At 46.0% G+C, this 19,115-nt stretch carries 21 protein-coding genes; all 21 read left to right on the top strand.

The annotated features are described in order from the left end of the window. The first annotated feature begins 11 nt into the window (after positions 1–11). The 21 genes from FEZ13_RS20490 (at position 12) to FEZ13_RS10715 (ending at position 19,041) form a co-directional block, all read left to right on the top strand. Positions 12–284, top strand: a complete 273-nt coding sequence (locus tag FEZ13_RS20490; RefSeq protein WP_265447424.1) for a DUF6329 domain-containing protein — start codon at positions 12–14, stop codon at positions 282–284. Further along, a complete protein-coding gene (locus FEZ13_RS10820) occupies positions 281–511 on the top strand; it encodes a DUF4314 domain-containing protein (protein ID WP_146552622.1) in 231 nt (76 codons plus the stop codon). Before FEZ13_RS20490 ends, FEZ13_RS10820 begins: the two co-directional genes overlap by 4 nt. Before the next feature lie 141 nt (positions 512–652). Beyond that, positions 653–1,552 carry an amidoligase family protein gene (locus tag FEZ13_RS10815; RefSeq protein WP_146552621.1) on the top strand — a complete coding sequence of 300 codons (900 nt, stop codon included), beginning with the start codon at positions 653–655 and terminating at the stop codon, positions 1,550–1,552. A 61-nt stretch (positions 1,553–1,613) separates the two neighbouring features. Next, entirely contained in the window at positions 1,614–2,081 is a 468-nt protein-coding gene (locus FEZ13_RS10810; protein ID WP_146552620.1) for a gamma-glutamylcyclotransferase family protein, read from the top strand. Between the two features lie 3 nt (positions 2,082–2,084). Continuing rightward, positions 2,085–2,279: a DUF5049 domain-containing protein gene (locus FEZ13_RS10805; RefSeq protein WP_014256686.1), complete on the top strand. Its 195-nt coding sequence runs from the start codon at positions 2,085–2,087 to the stop codon at positions 2,277–2,279. Between the two features lie 54 nt (positions 2,280–2,333). Next, positions 2,334–3,986 (top strand): terminase large subunit, encoded by a 1,653-nt coding sequence (locus tag FEZ13_RS10800; RefSeq protein WP_146552619.1) that lies wholly within the window; start codon positions 2,334–2,336, stop codon positions 3,984–3,986. Then, positions 3,983–5,254, top strand: a complete 1,272-nt coding sequence (locus FEZ13_RS10795) for a phage portal protein (RefSeq protein WP_146552618.1) — start codon at positions 3,983–3,985, stop codon at positions 5,252–5,254. The genes FEZ13_RS10800 and FEZ13_RS10795 overlap by 4 nt, the downstream gene beginning before the upstream one ends. Then, the gene (locus FEZ13_RS10790) at positions 5,229–5,993 is read left to right on the top strand and encodes a head maturation protease, ClpP-related (protein WP_222434411.1); all 765 of its coding nucleotides are present in this window, start codon (positions 5,229–5,231) and stop codon (positions 5,991–5,993) included. Before FEZ13_RS10795 ends, FEZ13_RS10790 begins: the two co-directional genes overlap by 26 nt. A gap of 13 nt (positions 5,994–6,006) precedes the next feature. Then, positions 6,007–7,209, top strand: a complete 1,203-nt coding sequence (locus FEZ13_RS10785) for a phage major capsid protein (RefSeq protein WP_023062540.1) — start codon at positions 6,007–6,009, stop codon at positions 7,207–7,209. Positions 7,210–7,230: 21 nt separating this feature from the next. Further along, positions 7,231–7,539 (top strand): head-tail connector protein, encoded by a 309-nt coding sequence (locus FEZ13_RS10780; protein ID WP_004400079.1) that lies wholly within the window; start codon positions 7,231–7,233, stop codon positions 7,537–7,539. 2 nt (positions 7,540–7,541) lie between these two features. Next, positions 7,542–7,877 carry a head-tail adaptor protein gene (locus FEZ13_RS10775; RefSeq protein WP_146552617.1) on the top strand — a complete coding sequence of 112 codons (336 nt, stop codon included), beginning with the start codon at positions 7,542–7,544 and terminating at the stop codon, positions 7,875–7,877. Between the two features lie 16 nt (positions 7,878–7,893). Next, positions 7,894–8,325 (top strand): HK97-gp10 family putative phage morphogenesis protein, encoded by a 432-nt coding sequence (locus tag FEZ13_RS10770; RefSeq protein ID WP_004464012.1) that lies wholly within the window; start codon positions 7,894–7,896, stop codon positions 8,323–8,325. Next, positions 8,322–8,666: a hypothetical protein gene (locus tag FEZ13_RS10765; protein ID WP_146552616.1), complete on the top strand. Its 345-nt coding sequence runs from the start codon at positions 8,322–8,324 to the stop codon at positions 8,664–8,666. Before FEZ13_RS10770 ends, FEZ13_RS10765 begins: the two co-directional genes overlap by 4 nt. Beyond that, complete coding sequence (locus FEZ13_RS10760) at positions 8,663–9,271, top strand: major tail protein (protein WP_483314024.1); 609 nt, start codon at positions 8,663–8,665, stop codon at positions 9,269–9,271. The genes FEZ13_RS10765 and FEZ13_RS10760 overlap by 4 nt, the downstream gene beginning before the upstream one ends. Continuing rightward, positions 9,271–9,654 carry a hypothetical protein gene (locus tag FEZ13_RS10755; RefSeq protein WP_003516030.1) on the top strand — a complete coding sequence of 128 codons (384 nt, stop codon included), beginning with the start codon at positions 9,271–9,273 and terminating at the stop codon, positions 9,652–9,654. The genes FEZ13_RS10760 and FEZ13_RS10755 overlap by 1 nt, the downstream gene beginning before the upstream one ends. 215 nt (positions 9,655–9,869) lie before the next feature. After that, positions 9,870–12,056, top strand: coding sequence for a phage tail protein (locus FEZ13_RS10745; protein WP_146552615.1), 2,187 nt, complete (start codon positions 9,870–9,872; stop codon positions 12,054–12,056). A gap of 13 nt (positions 12,057–12,069) precedes the next feature. Beyond that, on the top strand, positions 12,070–12,843 hold the full coding sequence (locus tag FEZ13_RS10740; RefSeq protein WP_146552614.1) for a distal tail protein Dit: 774 nt from the start codon (positions 12,070–12,072) through the stop codon (positions 12,841–12,843). Between the two features lie 4 nt (positions 12,844–12,847). Beyond that, positions 12,848–15,370, top strand: coding sequence for a phage tail spike protein (locus FEZ13_RS10735; protein WP_146552613.1), 2,523 nt, complete (start codon positions 12,848–12,850; stop codon positions 15,368–15,370). Between the two features lie 272 nt (positions 15,371–15,642). Then, the gene (locus tag FEZ13_RS10725) at positions 15,643–15,912 is read left to right on the top strand and encodes a hypothetical protein (RefSeq protein ID WP_146552612.1); all 270 of its coding nucleotides are present in this window, start codon (positions 15,643–15,645) and stop codon (positions 15,910–15,912) included. 79 nt (positions 15,913–15,991) lie between these two features. Further along, positions 15,992–16,576, top strand: a complete 585-nt coding sequence (locus FEZ13_RS10720) for a hypothetical protein (RefSeq protein ID WP_146552611.1) — start codon at positions 15,992–15,994, stop codon at positions 16,574–16,576. Then, positions 16,573–19,041 (top strand): glycosyl hydrolase family 18 protein, encoded by a 2,469-nt coding sequence (locus tag FEZ13_RS10715; protein WP_146552610.1) that lies wholly within the window; start codon positions 16,573–16,575, stop codon positions 19,039–19,041. The genes FEZ13_RS10720 and FEZ13_RS10715 overlap by 4 nt, the downstream gene beginning before the upstream one ends. Positions 19,042–19,115: the final 74 nt, after the last annotated feature.

The raw sequence follows: 19,115 nt of genomic DNA, 5'->3' as shown, positions 1-19,115 counted from the left end.
AGGATTAAAAAGTGCCGCATCGGTATGAGACGAGGAAACGATTTGTAGTTGTAAAAACTATCGAGCTATCAAAGATTGATTATGATAACTTCGTTGCCGACCTATGTGTTGATCGCATTTTCATTGAGGAAAATAAAGGGCTTTGTCATGTTAATGAGGATGGAGTGTGGCGTTGCCTGCTGGTTAAGCAGCGGGGACGGTCTGATGGAGTGTTGGTAATGCCGGATGGTAGAGATTACCCAAAGTATGCCGCATATTATCCTGGAGAGGAGGACGAACTATGAGTGCAAGAGGCTTCCCTTCAAAAGAAACAGTCCTTCGCATTAAAGAGCAGTATCCGCCGGGTACACGTGTTGAGTTTATCTGCATGGATGATCCGTATTCTAAGCTGAAACCGGGAGACCAAGGAACAGTATCTTTCGTGGATGATATCGGAACTGTTCATATCAACTGGGACTGCGGTTCTTCTTTGGGTGTAGCCTATGGTATAGATGTGATCAGAAAGCTGTAAATGTACACAATTCAGGATGTGTAAAATTGTTCAAAATCCAGTGGAAACTCACGCAGAATTGCCTTGCTATCCTGTGTTTTCAATGGCCTAATGTACACTGCCAAAGGGCAAAAAACACAGAGAAAGCGAGGAGAAAGCGCAATGCTTACAACGAGATTTGGAATCGAGGTAGAATTGACGGGGATGACAAGAAAACAAGCGGCAAAAACTGCAGCAGCTTTTCTTGGAGGGAGGGTTGAATCCAGCGGAGATTATTACGATACCCAAAAGGTTATTGCACCGGATGGACGGATATGGAAATTCATGAGCGACGGGAGCATCCGGACTCAGAAAAAGGAAAACGGCAGGATTGTGGCGGCTGGCCGGGAATATAGCGTCGAGTTGGTAAGCCCGATACTGACATACCGCGAGGACATTGAAACCCTGCAGGAATTGATAAGGAGGCTTCGCAAGGCTGGAGGTTTTGTAAACACAAGCTGTGGAATTCATATCCATATAGACGGTGCAGACCACACACCGCGAAGCATCCGTAATTATATTAACATTATCGCCAGCAAGAATGACCTTTTCTATAAAGCATTGCAGATTGAGCCGGACAGGATGCGGTTTTGTAAAAAGATGGATGAGGCACTGGTTGAGAAGATGAATCGGCGTAAGCCCAAAACCATGGCGGCGATTGAGAGCATCTGGTACGAAGGTTACAGCGAAAGCCGAAGCACCCATTACCATAATAGCAGGTACCACTTTTTGAACCTGCACAGCTTTTTTAATGGCAATGGGACAATTGAGCTTCGAGGCTTTAACAGCGAACTTCATGCGGGAAAAATTAGAAGCTACATAGTGCTTGCCCTTGCGTTAAACCATCAGGCATTAACCCAAAAATGCGCTTCCAGCAAGAAACCACAGGTTGAAAATGAGAAGTTTGCCATGCGGACATATCTCAACCGCATAGGACTTATTGGTGATGAGTTCAAAAACTGCCGGGAGCATCTTTGCAAACACCTTGATGGTAACGCAGCATGGCGGTTTCGGGCAGCATAGATAGACAAGCGCAGGGGTGGATCTCCGCCTCTGCCTTGGTAAATACAAGGAGGATGATACGATGAGCAAAGAAAAAGGAACCATATATTTAGCATACGGAAGCAATCTGAACTTAAGGCAGATGGCATACCGCTGCCCAACGGCAAAAGTGCTGGGGAGTGCAAAACTCACAGGATACCGGCTGTTATTCAGAGGAGGGAATGGCAGCGCAGTAGCGACAATAGAAAAACAAAAAGGTGAAAGAGTACCGGTACTGCTTTGGAGAATCATGCCTAATGATGAGAAGGCGCTGGATAGATATGAAGGTTATCCGCATCTATACCGGAAAGAAACGGTTAAGGTACGTTTCAAAGGGCAGTGGGTACCCGCAATGGTGTATATCATGAATGAAGGTAGACCTTTGGGAGCACCGGGTCGTTACTATTACGAGGTGATTCGGCAGGGCTATATAGATGCGGGTTTTGATATTTCGTTTCTCAATAAAGCGGTAAGAGATTCAATTTCAGCGGCAGAGAAGTCAGAGGTGTAGGACATGGGTAACGAGAATCTGATAACTGATAAGATTTATCGGCAGATTATAGCCATACGGGACAGCGGTGCCTGTAATATGTTTGACTTGCCAAGAGTACAGGAAGAGGCATATAAAATGGGGTTTTATGAATTAGTAGTATTTCTTAATGAACACAAGAAAGAATATGCCGAGTTTATCCTGACAGGCAAACGATAACGGTTATAACGTAACAAGTTTCATAGAAATCCACTTTAGAGAGGAACTTCATCCATGAGGTTCCTTTTTTCTTGCTCAATTTTAGGAAAGGAGGCGGCAAAGCTGCGGAAGTTAAAACGATATAAACCAACCAAGTTTATGGCGGAAGGTTCTCGATATGACAAGGAAGCGGCGGATGCCGCTGTTACTTTTATAAACTGCCTGAAGCATACCAAGGGTGAATGGTATGGAATGCCTTTTGAATTAATTGACTGGCAGGAACAGATTGTCCGGGATATATTCGGAATCTTGAAACCTAACGGATACCGGCAGTTTAACACTGCCTATATAGAAATTCCAAAAAAGCAGGGTAAGAGCGAACTTGCAGCGGCAATTGCTTTATATCTTACCTGCGGTGATTTCGAGCATGGCGGCGAGGTTTACGGATGTGCGTCTGATCGTCAGCAGGCATCCATTGTTTTCGACGTTGCAGTAGATATGGTGGAACAGTGTCCGGCATTAAAATCTCGAATTAAACCAATGCTGTCACAGAAGCGGCTGGTATATAAACCGTTAGGCAGTTTTTATCAGGTGCTTTCAGCGGAGGCATATACAAAACATGGCCTAAACGTTCATGGTGTGGTATTTGACGAACTTCATGCTCAGCCAAACAGGGATCTTTATGATGTAATGCTTCACGGATCTGGCGATGCAAGAAAACAACCGCTGTTTTTCCTGATCACAACTGCTGGCACAGACCGCAATTCCATCTGCTGGGAAGTGCACCAAAAGGCTGAGGATATTCTTCAAGGGCGTAAGATAGATCCGACTTTCTACCCTGTTATCTACAGCGCAGCCGATACCGATGACTGGACAAGTGAAAAGGTATGGAGAAAGGTTAACCCGTCACTGGGCATTACAGTTGACATCGAAAAATTGAGGGTGGCTTGTGAAAATGCCAAGCAAAATCCTGCAGAGGAAAATTTATTCCGTCAGCTCCGCTTAAATCAGTGGGTGAAACAATCGGTGCGCTGGATGCCAATGGATAAATGGGATAGGTGTGCGTTTCCTGTTGATGCAGAAAAATTGCGCGGCAGAACCTGTTACGGAGGACTTGACCTGTCATCTACTACCGATATTACCGCCTTTGTGCTGGTGTTTCCACCGCTTGATGAATCTGACAAATATCAGATTCTACCTTTTTTCTGGATACCGGAGGAGAATATTGATCAGCGTGTGCGGAGAGATCATGTACCTTATGATGTCTGGGAGAGGCAGGGCTTTTTATTTACCACTGAGGGTAACGTCGTGCATTATGGCTTTATCGAAACCTTTATTGAGGAACTCGGAATGAAATATAACATTAAGGAAATAGCCTTTGACCGCTGGGGCGCAATTCAGATGACGCAAAACCTCGAGGCTTTGGGGTTTACGGTTGTTCCATTCGGTCAGGGTTTCAAGGATATGTCGCCGCCTACAAAAGAGTTGATGAAGCTGACATTGGAAGAACGCATCGCCCATGGTGGTAACCCAGTACTGCGGTGGATGATGGACAATATCTATGTCAAAACCGATCCCGCCGGAAACATTAAGCCGGATAAAGAAAAATCCACCGAGAGAATAGATGGTGCGGTAGCGTTAATTATGGCGCTTGACCGCGCGTTAAGGCATGACGGGGATGAACGCAACGGATCAATTTATGATGAAAGGGGGCTGTTGATCATATGAGTGTATTTTCCCGTTTGTTCAAAGCAAGGGATAAGCCGAAAAACAGCCTGTTCGGTAATGCATATAGCTTTTTCTTCGGCGGCACATCCAGCGGAAAAGCTGTCAATGAGCGGACTGCTATGCAGACAACTGCAGTGTATGCCTGTGTAAGGATACTTGCAGAAGCCATCGCCGGGCTTCCGCTTCATGTGTACCGCTATAAAGAAGACGGTGGCAAAGAAAAAGCGTTGACCCACCCGCTCTATTATTTACTCCATGACGAACCAAACCCTGAGATGACTTCATTCGTGTTCCGAGAAACACTGATGAGTCATCTTCTTTTATGGGGAAATGCTTACGCTCAAATTATTAGGGACGGTTCCGGACGAGTGCTGGCGCTTTATCCACTTTTGCCAAACAAAATGACGGTAGACAGGGCTCCAAACGGAGAACTGTTTTACACTTATCGGCGCGACAGCGATGAGAGCATGGTTAATCCAAAAGCAGGCCTTATATACCTACGAAGTGATGAGGTTCTTCACATCCCGGGACTTGGTTTTGACGGACTGATCGGATACTCCCCTATTGCTATGGCCAAGAACGCCATAGGTATGGCTATTGCCTGTGAGGAGTATGGTGCATCCTTTTTTGCCAACGGAGCAAATCCGGGTGGCGTTCTGGAACATCCGGGCGTATTGAAGGATCCGGCAAAGGTGCGAGAAAGCTGGAACGCTGTCTATCAGGGCAGCGCCAACGCCCACCGCATTGCAGTTTTGGAAGAGGGCATGAAGTTTCAGCAAATCGGTATCCCGCCGGAGCAGGCGCAGTTTCTGGAGACAAGGAAATTCCAGATAAACGAGATCGCCCGGATATTCCGCGTGCCGCCCCACATGGTGGGCGACCTTGAGAAGTCAAGCTTTTCAAACATCGAGCAGCAGTCGTTGGAATTTGTCAAATACACCCTCGACCCGTGGGTGGCGCGCTGGGAACAGGCTATCCAAAAGGCGCTGCTTTTGCCGTCGGAAAAACGGACATACTTTGTCAAGTTCAATGTGGACGGCCTTCTGCGCGGGGATTATGCCAGCCGCATGAACGGCTATGCCGTGGCACGCCAGAACGGCTGGATGTCGGCCAACGATATCCGCGAACTTGAGAATATGAACCGCATTCCTGCGGAACTGGGCGGCGACCTGTATCTCATCAACGGCAATATGCTCCCGCTGTCGCAAGCAGGAAATTTTTATGATAAGGAGGCAGATAAGAATGCAAGCAAAAACGCGGGCAGATAAGCCCAAAAACCCGCAAAACCCGGAGCGCGGATTGGGTCCAGCGTCACGCTGGTGGAACTGGGTGCAAAACGATGACGGCAGCCGGACTTTGTACCTCGACGGGCCTATAGCCGAGGAAAGCTGGCTGGGAGACGAAGTAACTCCCAAACAGTTCAAATCAGAGCTGTTGTCCGGAGAGGGTGATATAACGATCTGGATCAACAGCCCTGGCGGAGATATATTTGCAGCTAATCAAATTTACAACATGCTTATGGATTACAAAGGCAAAGTGACGGTAAAGATTGACGGTATTGCAGCCAGCGCCGCTTCGGTCATAGCTATGGCCGGAGGTGACGTCTTTATGTCACCAGTCAGCATGATGATGATTCACAACCCCATGACAATAGCCATCGGTGATACGGAAGAAATGGAGAAAGCTATCGCAATGCTGGAAGAAATAAAGGAATCCATCATCAACGCTTATGAGCTGAAAACCGGACTTTCCAGGGCAAAAATATCGCACTTAATGGATGCAGAAAGCTGGTTTAACGCAAGAAAAGCGGTGGAACTTGGCTTTGCCGATGGAATCTTGTTTATGGAGGATGAATCATTCCCATCCGAATTTGAAGTATCAGGAGGAATGATCTTCAGTAGGCAGGCAGTAACAAATTCCATCCTGCAAAAGCTTAAACCAAAAGAAAAACCAAAAGGAACACCAATTGAGTCGCTTGAAAAGCGGCTTTTTTTATTAAAACCTTAAGGAGGATTTGATTATGAGCAAAATACTGGAACTGCGTGAAAAACGCGCTAAAGTATGGGAAGCTGCTAAAGCTTTCCTCGACAGCAAACGCGGGAACGACGGACTGCTTTCACCGGAGGATACCGCAACTTATGAAAAAATGGAAGCCGACGTTATTGCGCTGGGCAAAGAAATAGAGCGTCTTGAGCGTCAGGCTGCCATAGATTTGGAACTGTCAAAACCGTTGAATATTCCTATTACAGACAAACCCACTTCCATATCTGGCAACAATGAAAAAACCGGACGTGCCAGCGATGAGTACAGGCAGTCTTTCTGGAACATGATGCGCGGCAGGCGCAAATATGACGTACACAACGCACTGCAGATTGGAGAGGACACCGAAGGTGGATATCTTGTTCCCGACGACTTTGAGCGTACTCTTGTGGAAGCACTGGAGGAGGAGAATATCTTTAGGCAGATTGCCAATGTTATTACCACGTCCAGCGGTGACAAGAAAATTCCTGTGGTGGCAAGCAAGGGTACTGCATCTTGGGTGGATGAGGAAGGCCAGATTCCCGAAAGCGATGACTCCTTTGCACAGGTATCCATCGGCGCATATAAGCTGGCTACTATGATCAAGGTGTCAGAGGAATTGTTAAACGATAGTGTATTCAACCTTGAACAGTATATAGCCAAAGAATTCGCCCGCCGAATCGGGGCGAAAGAGGAGGAAGCATTCTTTATCGGTGACGGATCTGGCAAGCCAACCGGTATCTTGGCAGATAACGGCGGTGGTGAGATAGGAGTAACTGCGGCGAGCGCAACAGCCATTACCCTTGACGAGATCATGGACTTATTCTACAGCCTAAAGTCTCCGTACCGCAGGAACGCTGTATTCATTATGAATGATTCGACAATTAAAGCTATAAGGAAGCTCAAAGACAACAACGGTCAGTATCTCTGGCAGCCTTCTGTAACTGCTGGAACACCGGATACTATCCTCAATCGTCCAGTTAAAACTTCTGCATTTATGCCAGCCATTGCCGCCGGAGCAAAAACGATTGTATTCGGTGATTTTTCTTATTACTGGGTGGCAGACCGTCAGGGCAGGGTTTTTAAGCGGCTTAATGAGTTGTATGCTGCGACCGGACAAGTTGGATTCATGGCAACCCAGCGTGTAGATGGCAAGCTGGTGCTGTCTGAAGCAGTCAAGATACTGCAGCAGAAATCAACTTAATGAAAACGGAGGTGCTGCGGCATGGAACTTTTGGAGAAGGTTAAAGCAAACCTCATATTGCAGCACAGCGAAGATGACGCACTTTTACAAGAGTATATCAAAGCCGCAGTGGCCTATGCGGAAAGTTACCAGAAAAAGCCGGAAGGATATTATGCCGAAAACCCCATGCCGCCTACTACTGAGCAGGCTGTCATTATGCTGTCGAGCCATTTTTATGAAAGCAGGGATGGCTCGACTGCTGGCTTTTTTGGGGATAGTGTGCAGGCTGGACAGCAGGTATGGAATACAGTTAATCTATTGCTGCGGCTCGACCGGGATTGGAAGGTGTAAATATGGGCCTTGGGAAAATGAAAACTTTCGTGGACATTATCTCAGTCAAGCCGGTTAAGGATAGTGAGGGTTTTGCTGAAAAAGGTGATGTTATTCTTGCTTCGGTAAGGGCATACAAGGAAGACAGGCATGGCAGTGAAAAATGGGCAAACAGGGCGGCGTTTTCGCAGGCGTCTGCCCTGTTCCGCTTCCGTAAGATACCTAACCTGGAAGTTACCACAGATCTTGTACTCGTTTGCAGCGATGGCAGGTACAACATTATCAGTGTAGAGGATGTGAAGGGACGCGGAATGTATATTGAGGTGCTTGCGGAAAAAGTGAAATCAAGCAAAGCATAAAAGGAGGGGCTGCAACGTGGCTAAGGTGGAAGTTAAATTGCCGGAAGAGTTCTTGCTCAAGTTATCCAGACTTGGAGAAAGAACAGACGAAATCATACCTAAGGTGCTGGAAGCAGGCGGAGAAGTGGTTCTTTCAAAAGTGAAGTCCAATCTTCAGTCAGTTATCGGGAGCGGCACTAAATATCCGTCCAGAGCAACCGGTGAATTGGTAAATGCTTTGGGACTCTCTCCTGCCAAACAGGACAGGAATGGAAACCACAACATAAAAATCGGCTTTACTGAACCAAGGAAGGATGGGGAAAGCAATGCGAAGATTGCTAATATTATTGAGTATGGTAAGTCCGGGCAGCCTCCAAGGCCCTTTTTGAAACCGGCAAAATCAGCTACAAGGAAGTCCTGCATCGAAGTAATGAAGTCAAGACTGGAACAGGAGCTGGGTCGTATATGAGCATATTGTCAGAATTAAACTCGTTATTGGATGGTTTGGGTATCCCCATTGAAACCGGGGTATTTAGCGGTGTACCGCCAGATGAGTACCTTGTCATTACTCCTATGACAGATACATTTGAAGTTTTTGCAGACAACCGGCCTCAGGTAGAAACCCAGGAGGTAAGGTTGTCTTTATTTATAAAGGGAAACTACACTGCCCGTAAAAACGAAATAGTGAACACATTGCTTCAAGCAGGCTTTACCATTACCGACAGGCGGTATATAGGCCATGAGGACGATACCGGCTATCACCACTATGCCATTGATGTGGAAAAAGAGTATGAAGTAAAGGAGGAATGAAAAACATGGCCACAATCGGACTGGACAGGTTATATTATGCCAAAATAACTGAGAATGAAAACGGAGAAGAGACATACGACACGCCTGTTCCGCTGGCTAAGGCTATTACGGCAGAGCTTTCTGTGGAGCTGGCAGAGGCGACGCTTTATGCCGATGACGGGGCGGCAGAAGTGGTCAAGGAATTTCAAAGCGGCACCCTGACTCTTGGCGTTGCAGACATCGGAGTAGCCGCTGCAGAGGTTTTGACGGGAGCCACTCTTGATGACAATAATGTGCTGATTTCTGCCAGTGAGGATGGTGGCGCTCCTGTGGCAATCGGCTTTAGGGCCAAGAAAGCTAACGGCAAGTACAGGTATTTTTGGCTTTATAGGGTAAAATTCGGCATCCCGGCGACAAATCTGCAGACGAAGGGCGACAGCATTACCTTTTCGACACCCACCATTGAAGGGACAGTCATGAGACGTAACAAACCAGATGGCCAGGGAAAGCACCCTTGGAAGGCGGAGGTCAGCGAAGACGATCCCGGTGTATCGCCTGAAACTATTACCGGCTGGTATACGGAAGTTTATGAGCCGGTATTTGCTGTGGGAGGAGGCAGCGAATAATGCAGGATAATGACAGAAGCGCAATTATCAAAATCGGCGATGAAGAATATCAGCTTATTCTAACCACTAAAGCGACAAAGGAGATTGCAAAAAGGTACGGCGGTCTTGAAAACCTCGGCACGAAACTGATGAAAACCGAGAACTTCGAGATGGCTCTTGACGAAGTGGTATGGCTGATTACACTGCTGGCTAACCAGAGCATTTTGATACACAACCTTAAAAATCAGGATAAGCGTGAACTCCTGACTGAAGAGACAGTAGAACTTCTCACATCTCCTTTGGAACTGGCAGCATATAAAGACGCTATCATGGAAGCAATGTTCAAGGGTACCAAAAGAAACGTTGAAAGTGAGGATGACTTAAAAAACACACCGGCCGAGTGAGCGATGAGGAATTGTTCACTCGGCTTCTATATTACGGTACTGTCCAGCTCAACCGTTCAGAGGATGAAGTATGGCTAATGCCTATTGGGTACCTGCTTGATTTATGGGAGTGCCATAGACAGTTTTTAGGACTGTCTAAACCGAAGCGCATGCTGACCATTGATGATGTGATACCTTATGGAATTTAAAAATTTTGCAGGAAAGGAGGCGGTTATGTGGCAGACAATTTTGGCTTGAAGATCGGGATTGAAGGCGAAAAGGAATTTAAAAACGCCATTCGCGAGATCAACCAAAGTTTTAAGGTACTGGGTAGCGAAATGAACCTGGTCGCATCTCAGTTTGATAAGCAAGATAAATCAGTTGAAGCTGTTACTGCAAGAAACAAGGTGCTTAACAAAGAGATCGAATTGCAGAAAGAAAAAATTGCTACTTTGGAGAAAGCGCTTGCCAATGCCGCCTCATCTTTCGGAGAAACCGACAGACGTACTCAGTCGTGGCAAATACAGCTTAATAATGCAAAAGCCGAACTGAACAAAATGGAGCGCGAGCTCGAACAGTCTGCTGAAAGTGCAGACGAGCTTGGGGACGAATTGAAGGAAAGTGGAGACAACGCCGAAAAATCCAGCTTGAAATTTGAGAAGCTGGGCAGCGTTCTTAAAGGTGTTGGCGCGGCTATGGGTGCTGCAGCGGCCGCAGCGGGCGCGGCTGCCATCAAGCTGGGAAAAGAGGTCGTGGAGCAGTTTGGTGAGCTTGAGCAGAACCTTGGCGGTTCTGAAGCTGTGTTTGGCGAATATGCTACACGTATCCAAAAAACGGGAGAAGAAGCCTACAAGAATCTGGGCTTGTCTCAATCCGAGTATCTTGCCACCGCCAACAAAATGGGCGCATTGTTTCAGGGTGCTGGTGTCGATCAGCAAAAAAGTCTGGAGCTTACTGAGAAGGCCATGCAACGGGCGGCAGATATGGCTTCGGTTATGGGTATTGACATGCAGACTGCCATGGAATCCATCGCTGGCGCAGCCAAGGGTAACTTTACCATGATGGATAATCTGGGTGTCGCCATGAACGCCACTACCATTGAAGCTTATGCTCTTGCAAAAGGGCTGGATTTTGCCTGGAATAGCGCAACCAATGCCGAAAAGGCCGAGATCGCCATGCAGATGTTTTTTGAAAAAACCGAACAGTATGCTGGAAACTTCGCAAGAGAGTCTACCCAGACCATCAGCGGTTCTATTGGTCTTTTACAAGCCTCTCTAAGTTCGTTTATAGCAGGACTTGGCAATGCGAACGCTGATATGACGAACCTAACACAAAATCTTGTGGATGCCTTTCAGGCTGTAGTTAAAAATATCGTACCGGTTTTGGAAAATATAGTGGCTGCTCTGCCGGAGGCAACCGGTGCGATTATCTCAGCAGTCAAAGATCTGCTTCCCGTGCTGTTGCAAACTGTAACTGAATTGTTCTCTCAGGTGCTTCAAACTCTCTTGAGCCTGCTGCCGGAGCTGATTCCAGCAGCAGTAGATGCGGTCATGACCATTGTCGGAGCACTCATTGATAACCTGCCTTTACTTATTGATGCGGCGGTGCAGCTAATCACAGCGTTGGTAATGGGGCTTGGAGAAGCATTACCGGAGCTAATTCCAGCAGCGGTTCAAGCAGTGATCACCATTGTGCAAGGGCTGCTGGATAATATGGACAAAATCCTTGAAGCTGCTTTTACATTGATTCAGGGACTGGCGCAGGGACTTTTAAATGCATTGCCAGAACTAATTGAAGCACTGCCGAGAATAATTACAACAATCATTGACTTTGTGACGAACAATATGCCGAAGATCATAGAATTGGGAATTACGCTTATCGTACAGCTTGCTGCCGGGCTTGTGAAAGCCATTCCAGAACTAGTAAAGTCTTTACCTCAGATTGTTGCGGCTATTATAGAAGGTTTGGGCAAGGCGGTTGTTTCAGTGGTTGAGATTGGTAAGAACATTGTAAAAGGCATCTGGGAAGGTATTAAAAGCCTTGGTAGCTGGATTAAGGATAAGGTTTCCGGTTTCTTTTCCGGTATTGTTGATGGAGTAAAGAATTTTCTTGGAATCAGATCTCCGTCCACTGTTTTTGAAGGTATTGGCGGCAATATGGCACTGGGTATTGGTGAGGGATTTGACAAGGCTATGGCCAGAGTGGCAGACGATATGCAAAATGCAGTGCCGACAGATTTTAATATATCTCCTGATATTAGTGTAAGTGGAAGAGGTGGATTTAGCGATTTAGCTTCTGGGCCGCTTGTTGTGGTGCAGCAGATGATTGTTCGTGGTGAAGAAGACATACGTAGGATTTCACAGGAGTTATATAACCTGATGCAGACAGGTTCAAGGGCGCAGGGACGTTTTATAACAGCGTAATGGAGGGAAGCATATGGGATTTATCTACAATGGAATATCGTCGCAAAGTATGAAAATACGAGCAAGACTTACCAAATGGCAGGTCTCCCCTGCCCTGCGCAATTCCTTTGAAACTGTGCCGGGCAAAGCAGGTATTGCAGATTTTGGCTGCGACATATCAGAACGAAACATAATAATTAGCTGTAGTGTGCTTCCCCAGCGCAGTTTTGCTGAGCTTGTATCGGTTCTTGATAATGTTGCAGAATGGTTAAATCCGGAAAACGGGCTTAAACAACTTGTTCTAGATGATTTGCCCGACCGATATTTTATGGCTCGCTTATCAGAAGCGGTTGACTGTGAGCGGATATTGCGGACAGCGGGCAGCTTTGAACTTCGGTTTGTTTGTCCCGACCCGTATGTTTACGCGTTGGAAGATGAGATATTTGTTCTTTCTGAAACAGGTCTGCATGAGTTGGAGAGGGTTAAAGGAAATACGGATTCCAATCCGGTTTATCTCTTGAAGGGTTTGATATCAACGTCCTCATCAAGCTATATTTCGCTTATTACAAACGGCGAGGAATTGCGAATTGTTGGTTCATTATCTGAAGGTGAAACTCTGATTGTCGACTCCGGCATGGTAACAGCTAAGGTTATTGATGAAACAGGCGGAACCTTGAGAAATGGCCTTCCCAGCCTGCAGGATCTGAATTTTCCAATTCTCAGGAAAGGTGTTAATCATATTGAGATTGCCACAGAAAACGCGACCTTTACTGAGTTAAAAATACAGGCAAAAAGCAGATGGAGGTGATAACATGGCGATAAAATCAATTCTAACGAGCCAAGAGGATTTTACCGGTGAGTTTCCTGTAACATCAAGGACGTCTGCTTTATGGCGATTTAATGAAAAAACACCAGACGAAAATCTTCAGCTTATGGATTCATCGGGACATGGCAGACATTTTACCATCTCCGGCTGGTCAGGTACATCAGCAAACCTTATTGCTGGAAGATTCGGAAGATACTTCAGGCAAAATATTGTTAATCCGACTTCTGAAAAGACCCATCTTATAGCAGAAAATGATGGGAGTTTCTTTAGCAATCTGGGCGAAAAGATTGTTGTAGGCGGTTGGATTAATCCTACCACCTATTCGGTTGGCCAGACATATATACCCATATTCAATACCCGCCAAGGACCCGGTCAGCCAATTTTTTATGTTTCACTTTATCAAGGGAGACTTAGGCTTATGTTGTATAACTCCTCCGGCACACTAATCTACGACCAGAGTGAAACAGCTACCATTACCTTGAAAAACGGCGGCTGGTATTTTATCGCCTCCATCATTGAAGTAAGCAACAAAAAGGTACAGAACATCATATGCGATCGCAGCGACGGGGCAACCTGGGTGTCGCCTGTGCGTTCCTTTTCGGGAGAATTGAATCGGGAATGTATAGCAGACATTATTATGGGGATGCATGCAAATACCTACTACTATGCCGGAGGCTTCGACGACTGGTTTCTGGAAACGGACTCACAGCTTACAGCTGATGATTTGCTGTTATATTTTAAGTCGTCTTTACATGCAAACGGTGGGGATGCGGCTTCGGATGTAGATGCTTTGGCAGAGCCTGGCGCAGTCACCCTTAAAGCAACAGATGGCGAGTATCCTGCAAGTGGCGTACTTTATACAAGGGCGGTTCCATGTGCATTATCGGGCAGCGGTCGTGTAGCTGTGACAAGCGAATATACTGCAGGTGTTACTTCAGTGTCTCTAGTAGAGACCAGCACAAGCGATGATCTTGAAGAATGGTCTGCATGGCAGGCTGTGGGAACCAGCGGTGAACTTCAATCGCCAAATCGGCAATATATAAGGTTCCGTGTTACCCTTACCAGCAGCGATCCGTTGAGGACGCCAAAACTTCTGGAAATACAGCTTCATGATATACCGAAAGCGCCCTATGAGAAATTAGGCTTTGCCCGTCCTGTGATTTTGGACAAAAACGGAGCATGGGAAGCTGTTCTTGAAAATGCCTTTGATATCATTGTCACTGGTGAGGTGAACGGCGCGGATACGCTGGAATTCAAGCTTCCGTTCCATGATCCAAAAAGAAGCACACTGGAAAATGAAAAACAAGTGCAAATCGTAAATGACATTTACCGGATCCGAACCTTAACGGACAATAAAAGCGAAGATGGGCGTGTTATTACGCAAGTATATGCTGAAGCGGTATTTTACGATCTGTCTTTCAGTGCGGAAAAAGAACCTAGAGAATTCAATGCAGATACTGCAGATGTTCCGATGCAATATGCACTTTTGGGTACAGGTTGGACAGTAGGAAATGTTACTGTCACTACGAAACGGACATGGCAGTGTACAGAAAAAAATGCCTTATCCATCCTTCGCGCCGTACAGAATATTTATGGCGGCGATCTGGTGTTTGACAGCGCCAACCGCCAGGTACACCTTTTGACTTTTAGTGGTACTGATAGCGGAGCGCTTTTTTCATATAGAAAGAATTTGAAAAGTATTCAGCGGGTAGTCGATACACGCGAATTAGTGACAAGGCTCTATGCTTATGGAAAGAACGGATTGACCTTCGCTTCAATTAATGGAGGTAAGGAATACGTGGAAGATTACACTTTTTCCAGTGAAGTGAGGGTGTCGACGCTTGATTGTTCGTCGTTTACAAATCCGTATCAGATGCTGGAATATGCAAAAATGCGGCTTGCAGAATATTCGAAGCCTCGCGTTTCTTATGTACTGTCTGCAATGGATTTATCTGCGCTAACCGGTTATGAGCACGAAGCATGGAAACTGGGTGATATTGTAACGGTAGACGATAAGGAACTAGGCCTTTTGGTAAAGACTCGTGTTGTGAGAAGGCAGTATAACTTGCAGGAGCCATGGAAAACAGTGATTGAGCTTTCAACTAAACTGCGGGAACTCGGCGATTCTTCAGCACAGTGGGACAAGGCAGCGGATGCGCTGTCCTCAGCAGAGTTGATAAACCGTCAGGAAATTAAAGATATGGTACCATTCAACCATCTGCGCAATTCCAGAGCGGATGATGGTTTTGCCTACTGGGTCAATTCCGGCTTTGAAGTGGATACTGAGAATGGTGTTTCGGGAACTGCTTCCTTCAAGGCTGTTGGTGTACCTGGTATGACAAAGAGTCTGTCACAGACGGTATACCCAGCAACACGTAAAAGCTATACATTTTCAGCGCAGATTGCTTCAGAAAACCTTGAAAAGGGCGAAAACGGCCAAGTTGGTGTTGAGATAGTCATTGAATACGAGGACGGTACAACAGAAACAAGATTTATAGACCTAATTTGAGGGTGATGATATGGCATATTTCAATCAGATTGCACACAGTATTTCTCCCAAAAGTATCAGCAGAGTCAAATCTATCACCATCAGGCTGTGCGTCACTGACTGCACCGGCACAGTGTACTTTACAGACTTATTGCTTCAGGGCGGTTCGGTTTCCACTGGATGGATCGGGCATGTATGCGAAATTCAGTGGACATTGGACGGATAAATAGGAGCAGGAGGTATTAATATGGTATAATTTGTTTGATTTATATTTTTGAAAGGATGTGCCGAAGTTGGATAATAATAAAATTAAACGGTTTCCAATAACATATTCACAACGCCGAAAAAACTCCCTTGGACCATTGCATGTAGAATGTCAAATCTCTGGGAGGTATTTAAAGTTTTACAAAAACTCATCGATGTTACAAGGTGGCGAATTCATTACTCTGGATGTAATGGCGACGCCTACTGAAGATGGGAAAGCATCAAAAAAGATATGTCAAATGATTGTAACGAGAGAAGATTTAATAGAAGCTTTAAATAATATAACTCCTAAAGAATAAGGCATTGTAAAAAATTAATCCAGTTTTGTTATAAGAGATCGCATCAGCGGTCTTTTTTATTTTATCTGGAGTGTTGACGATGGCAAAAAACAGCTTTATCAGGTTCGCAGAAACGTTAATGATTAAGAAAGAAATGCGCGTGGTCAGTATCACAGTTCGTCTGATGATCACAGATTGTACCGGAACTATATATTTCACCGACCTGCAGCTTCAGGATGGAGATCAGTTGACAGGCTATACCGTCCACACGAGCAAAATGCTAACGAAAATGAAGGAAAACGGGCAGCCAGTTCCGCCCCGGCATTATAACGGTGTGGTGCGAACAGCGGAGACTGTAATTTTATTCAACCTGGGTAAAACTTCTGCTGGTCTTGACTGCTATATCTATCCTATACAGGATATGGCCGCAGGAAGTATTGAAATATCCCAAGGTATGGGCGCGCATAAGGTAAGGTTTCTTGACTCGGTTAACGCAGGCGATGAGCTGGCGCTCAAGGCTTCCACCCGCCAATGCCTAAAAAACGGAAGTCAGACTCCTAAGGATGGGTTTTATCAATATTCTGCGGCATGGGACAGCAAACATACAGTGAAACTGGAAGAGAGAAAATCGGCGCGGGTGCTCTTTGAATTTCAGGAGATGCAAGAAGGCGGTGACCGGTTGTGAGGGATTTCTTAAAAGGCAAACGTTGCATGGTGTGGAGTTTTATGGGTAATGCCCGAATGTATGAAGCGCTTAGAGACTACGGCGACCGCTTTGATACGGTAGGCATTTTTACTTTTGAGGTTGACGCAACAGGTACAATCACTGAAACCGGTACCAGCATCAGCAGCATGCTTCCGTATATTCAGAAATGGCCGCACATTAAGTGGTTGCTCACTATTATGAATCATGGAATAGCCAATATTTTTACTGCACTTCGCAACAACGAAAACGGTGCAAAGGATAAGTTTCTCACTGAAATCATCCGAATAATGAACAAGTATCCATGGTGCGCTGGGGTAGATATTGACCTTGAGCGCGGTGGAGGTTATGAAAACAAGGATGCGGCGAATGCTTTATTTAGGGATATATATAATACAGTTAAGTCTTATGATGCAACAAAGCTTGTCAACATCTGCCTGCCTGGCATGACCGGCGTTCAAGGCTCGGTGGGCGGTGAAAACTGGTGTGTTTATGCCGATCTTAACGACTATTGCGATACCGCCGCCATCATGAGCTATGGCATGGCATGGGCGGGCTCTGCTCCCGGCCCAGTATCTCCTCGTGACTGGCTTGAGGGTATATATGATTATGCAGTTTCCGTTATGTCTCCGGACAAGATATTCATGGGTTTGCCTGCCTATGGCTGGAACTGGAGGATCCATGACACACCTGAAAACCTTGGAATAACTTATCGTGGAGTGTCTAATACCTATTATGCGGCTAAATACTGGATGACTGGAGTTTACAATTTCACAGGCGATGCACCGCCCCAGCCGTTTATTCCAATTGTGGCTTACTGGGATGACTATAACAAAGTACCTTGGGCTCTTCCTCATGTATATGATTATATGGAAGGATGGGATGCCGTATCTTGGGAATATCCGCTGCTAAAAGGGGTTTATAACAGGCGGAGATATTTAACAAGTTATGGCAAGGAGCAGAAAGCGGAGTTCGGAACCATTTATATTGACAGAAACGGAGTTCCGGATGAATACGAAGGAAATGTCATTGTTACTGATGAGATGGCCTCGCTGGGAGATGATCAGGCTTCGGCAGAGTACCAGTTCGAGATAACTAAAGCGGCATATTACGATGTCGCAGTACGGCTTTGCTTTCCCTACTGGGACAAAAATGCAATTGTAATTACCCTCGACGGTGACTCAAAGACATTCAGCGAAAACCGTCTGTGGTGGCCATACTGGAGAAGAATTTGTTGGTTGACACTTGCAAAAGGTGTATTTCTCCAAGAGGGAACGCATGCTGTCAGCATAAGCGGTGGTGTGCCGGGAGTCCAGTTTTACGGTTTTAGGGTTTGCAGTGGATTTTCGGAGTATCCCTTTGCCGGTGAAGCCAGCTTTATGCTCTCTCCTCGTCGGTTCAAGGATGTAAATGGTGTGATGGTTGAGCCGGATCGAGGTTTTAAACTGACCTTTGAAATGTTGCGAAGAAAACCCGACTCGGCGCTTATTTGGTATGAGGATTTTCGGGACAGGAACATCCTGCCTGAAAATTATTGGACTGTGCTGGATGGCGAATGGGATGTTTGGCAAGACCCAGACAGCACAGAAAGTCGCCCATATTCCCAACTCGAGGGATATGGCAAACTTGCATGGAAATACGACGGGTTTTCCGACATCCATATCCGGGCAAGGCTGGCCTTCCCTCAAAATAGCAGCGGACGGGCTGGGGTGTTCCTTGGTGATATTTTCTGCTGCTTAAATTATGACACGCAAAGAGTCGAGCTTTATCAAGGTAATTCCTTGCTTGGTAGCTACTCCACCAGTTTCTCAAAAACTGCAGATGCCGATCTTCGTGCTAATCCGAATATGTATACTATAGAGATGCGAAAACGCGGCAATAAGGTAAGAGTATATTCTGGTGCAGCTTCAACCCTGCGTTTCACAGTGAATGTAATCGGTGGTAGTGGTTATGCAGGGTACTGCTCGGACAACCGGACGGTATGCGAGCTGCTGCGGCTGGGCGATGCGTGGGTATATGAACCATACGAGCGTTTTGATGTGGAACTCCCGGATGGAACTATAACCAGCTTTGGCAGGCTTGCTCGCACTGGTGTCACGTGGGATGATGAATTTCAGGTGTTTTCAGTAAATAACGATGTGGAGGAATCGATAACTCGCAGTGAGGACATTTCGATGGACTATGACTTCTTCCACTCACAACTTTTGGCTCTTTCTTGCGGTAATGACTATGAAGTAAAGATTATACCGAAAGACATCAATATCTGGATATCCCGTCTCTTCCTCGGAGATGCAGATGGTTTTTCTATTCTGTATTATCAGGATGTGGATAGCCTTGTTTACTGGGCAAACGAAGCGGCTTATCGATGGAAACTGCGAGGTATAGCTATCTGGTCTCTTGGGCAGGAGGATATGCGACTGTGGGAGGCGCTTCCGAAGCAAATATAGATTAGAAGTTTTAATTTTCAGCGCTTTGCTTTAAGGCAGGGCGCTTTTTTATATGCAAAATTCAAGTTGAACGG

Origin of the sequence: Rummeliibacillus sp. SL167, from assembly GCF_007896505.1 — a bacterium.
GTDB classification, from domain to species: domain Bacteria; phylum Bacillota; class Bacilli; order Bacillales_A; family Planococcaceae; genus Rummeliibacillus; species Rummeliibacillus suwonensis.
The sequence above is the reverse complement of the archived record's forward strand: the minus strand, read 5'-3'. Positions and strand labels throughout refer to the sequence as shown.

Excerpts from the sequence above, each read along its gene's own strand:
- FEZ13_RS10820 (WP_146552622.1), top strand. The coding sequence starts at position 281 with ATGAGTGCAAGAGGCTTCCCTTCAAAAGAAACAGTCCTTCGCATTAAA.
- FEZ13_RS10815 (WP_146552621.1), top strand. The coding sequence starts at position 653 with ATGCTTACAACGAGATTTGGAATCGAGGTAGAATTGACGGGGATGACA.
- FEZ13_RS10810 (WP_146552620.1), top strand. The coding sequence starts at position 1,614 with ATGAGCAAAGAAAAAGGAACCATATATTTAGCATACGGAAGCAATCTG.
- FEZ13_RS10805 (WP_014256686.1), top strand. The coding sequence starts at position 2,085 with ATGGGTAACGAGAATCTGATAACTGATAAGATTTATCGGCAGATTATA.
- FEZ13_RS10800 (WP_146552619.1), top strand. The coding sequence starts at position 2,334 with ATGAGGTTCCTTTTTTCTTGCTCAATTTTAGGAAAGGAGGCGGCAAAG.
- FEZ13_RS10795 (WP_146552618.1), top strand. The coding sequence starts at position 3,983 with ATGAGTGTATTTTCCCGTTTGTTCAAAGCAAGGGATAAGCCGAAAAAC.
- FEZ13_RS10790 (WP_222434411.1), top strand. The coding sequence starts at position 5,229 with ATGCAAGCAAAAACGCGGGCAGATAAGCCCAAAAACCCGCAAAACCCG.
- FEZ13_RS10785 (WP_023062540.1), top strand. The coding sequence starts at position 6,007 with ATGAGCAAAATACTGGAACTGCGTGAAAAACGCGCTAAAGTATGGGAA.
- FEZ13_RS10780 (WP_004400079.1), top strand. The coding sequence starts at position 7,231 with ATGGAACTTTTGGAGAAGGTTAAAGCAAACCTCATATTGCAGCACAGC.
- FEZ13_RS10775 (WP_146552617.1), top strand. The coding sequence starts at position 7,542 with ATGGGCCTTGGGAAAATGAAAACTTTCGTGGACATTATCTCAGTCAAG.
- FEZ13_RS10765 (WP_146552616.1), top strand. The coding sequence starts at position 8,322 with ATGAGCATATTGTCAGAATTAAACTCGTTATTGGATGGTTTGGGTATC.
- FEZ13_RS10760 (WP_483314024.1), top strand. The coding sequence starts at position 8,663 with ATGAAAAACATGGCCACAATCGGACTGGACAGGTTATATTATGCCAAA.
- FEZ13_RS10755 (WP_003516030.1), top strand. The coding sequence starts at position 9,271 with ATGCAGGATAATGACAGAAGCGCAATTATCAAAATCGGCGATGAAGAA.
- FEZ13_RS10740 (WP_146552614.1), top strand. The coding sequence starts at position 12,070 with ATGGGATTTATCTACAATGGAATATCGTCGCAAAGTATGAAAATACGA.
- FEZ13_RS10735 (WP_146552613.1), top strand. The coding sequence starts at position 12,848 with ATGGCGATAAAATCAATTCTAACGAGCCAAGAGGATTTTACCGGTGAG.
- FEZ13_RS10720 (WP_146552611.1), top strand. The coding sequence starts at position 15,992 with ATGGCAAAAAACAGCTTTATCAGGTTCGCAGAAACGTTAATGATTAAG.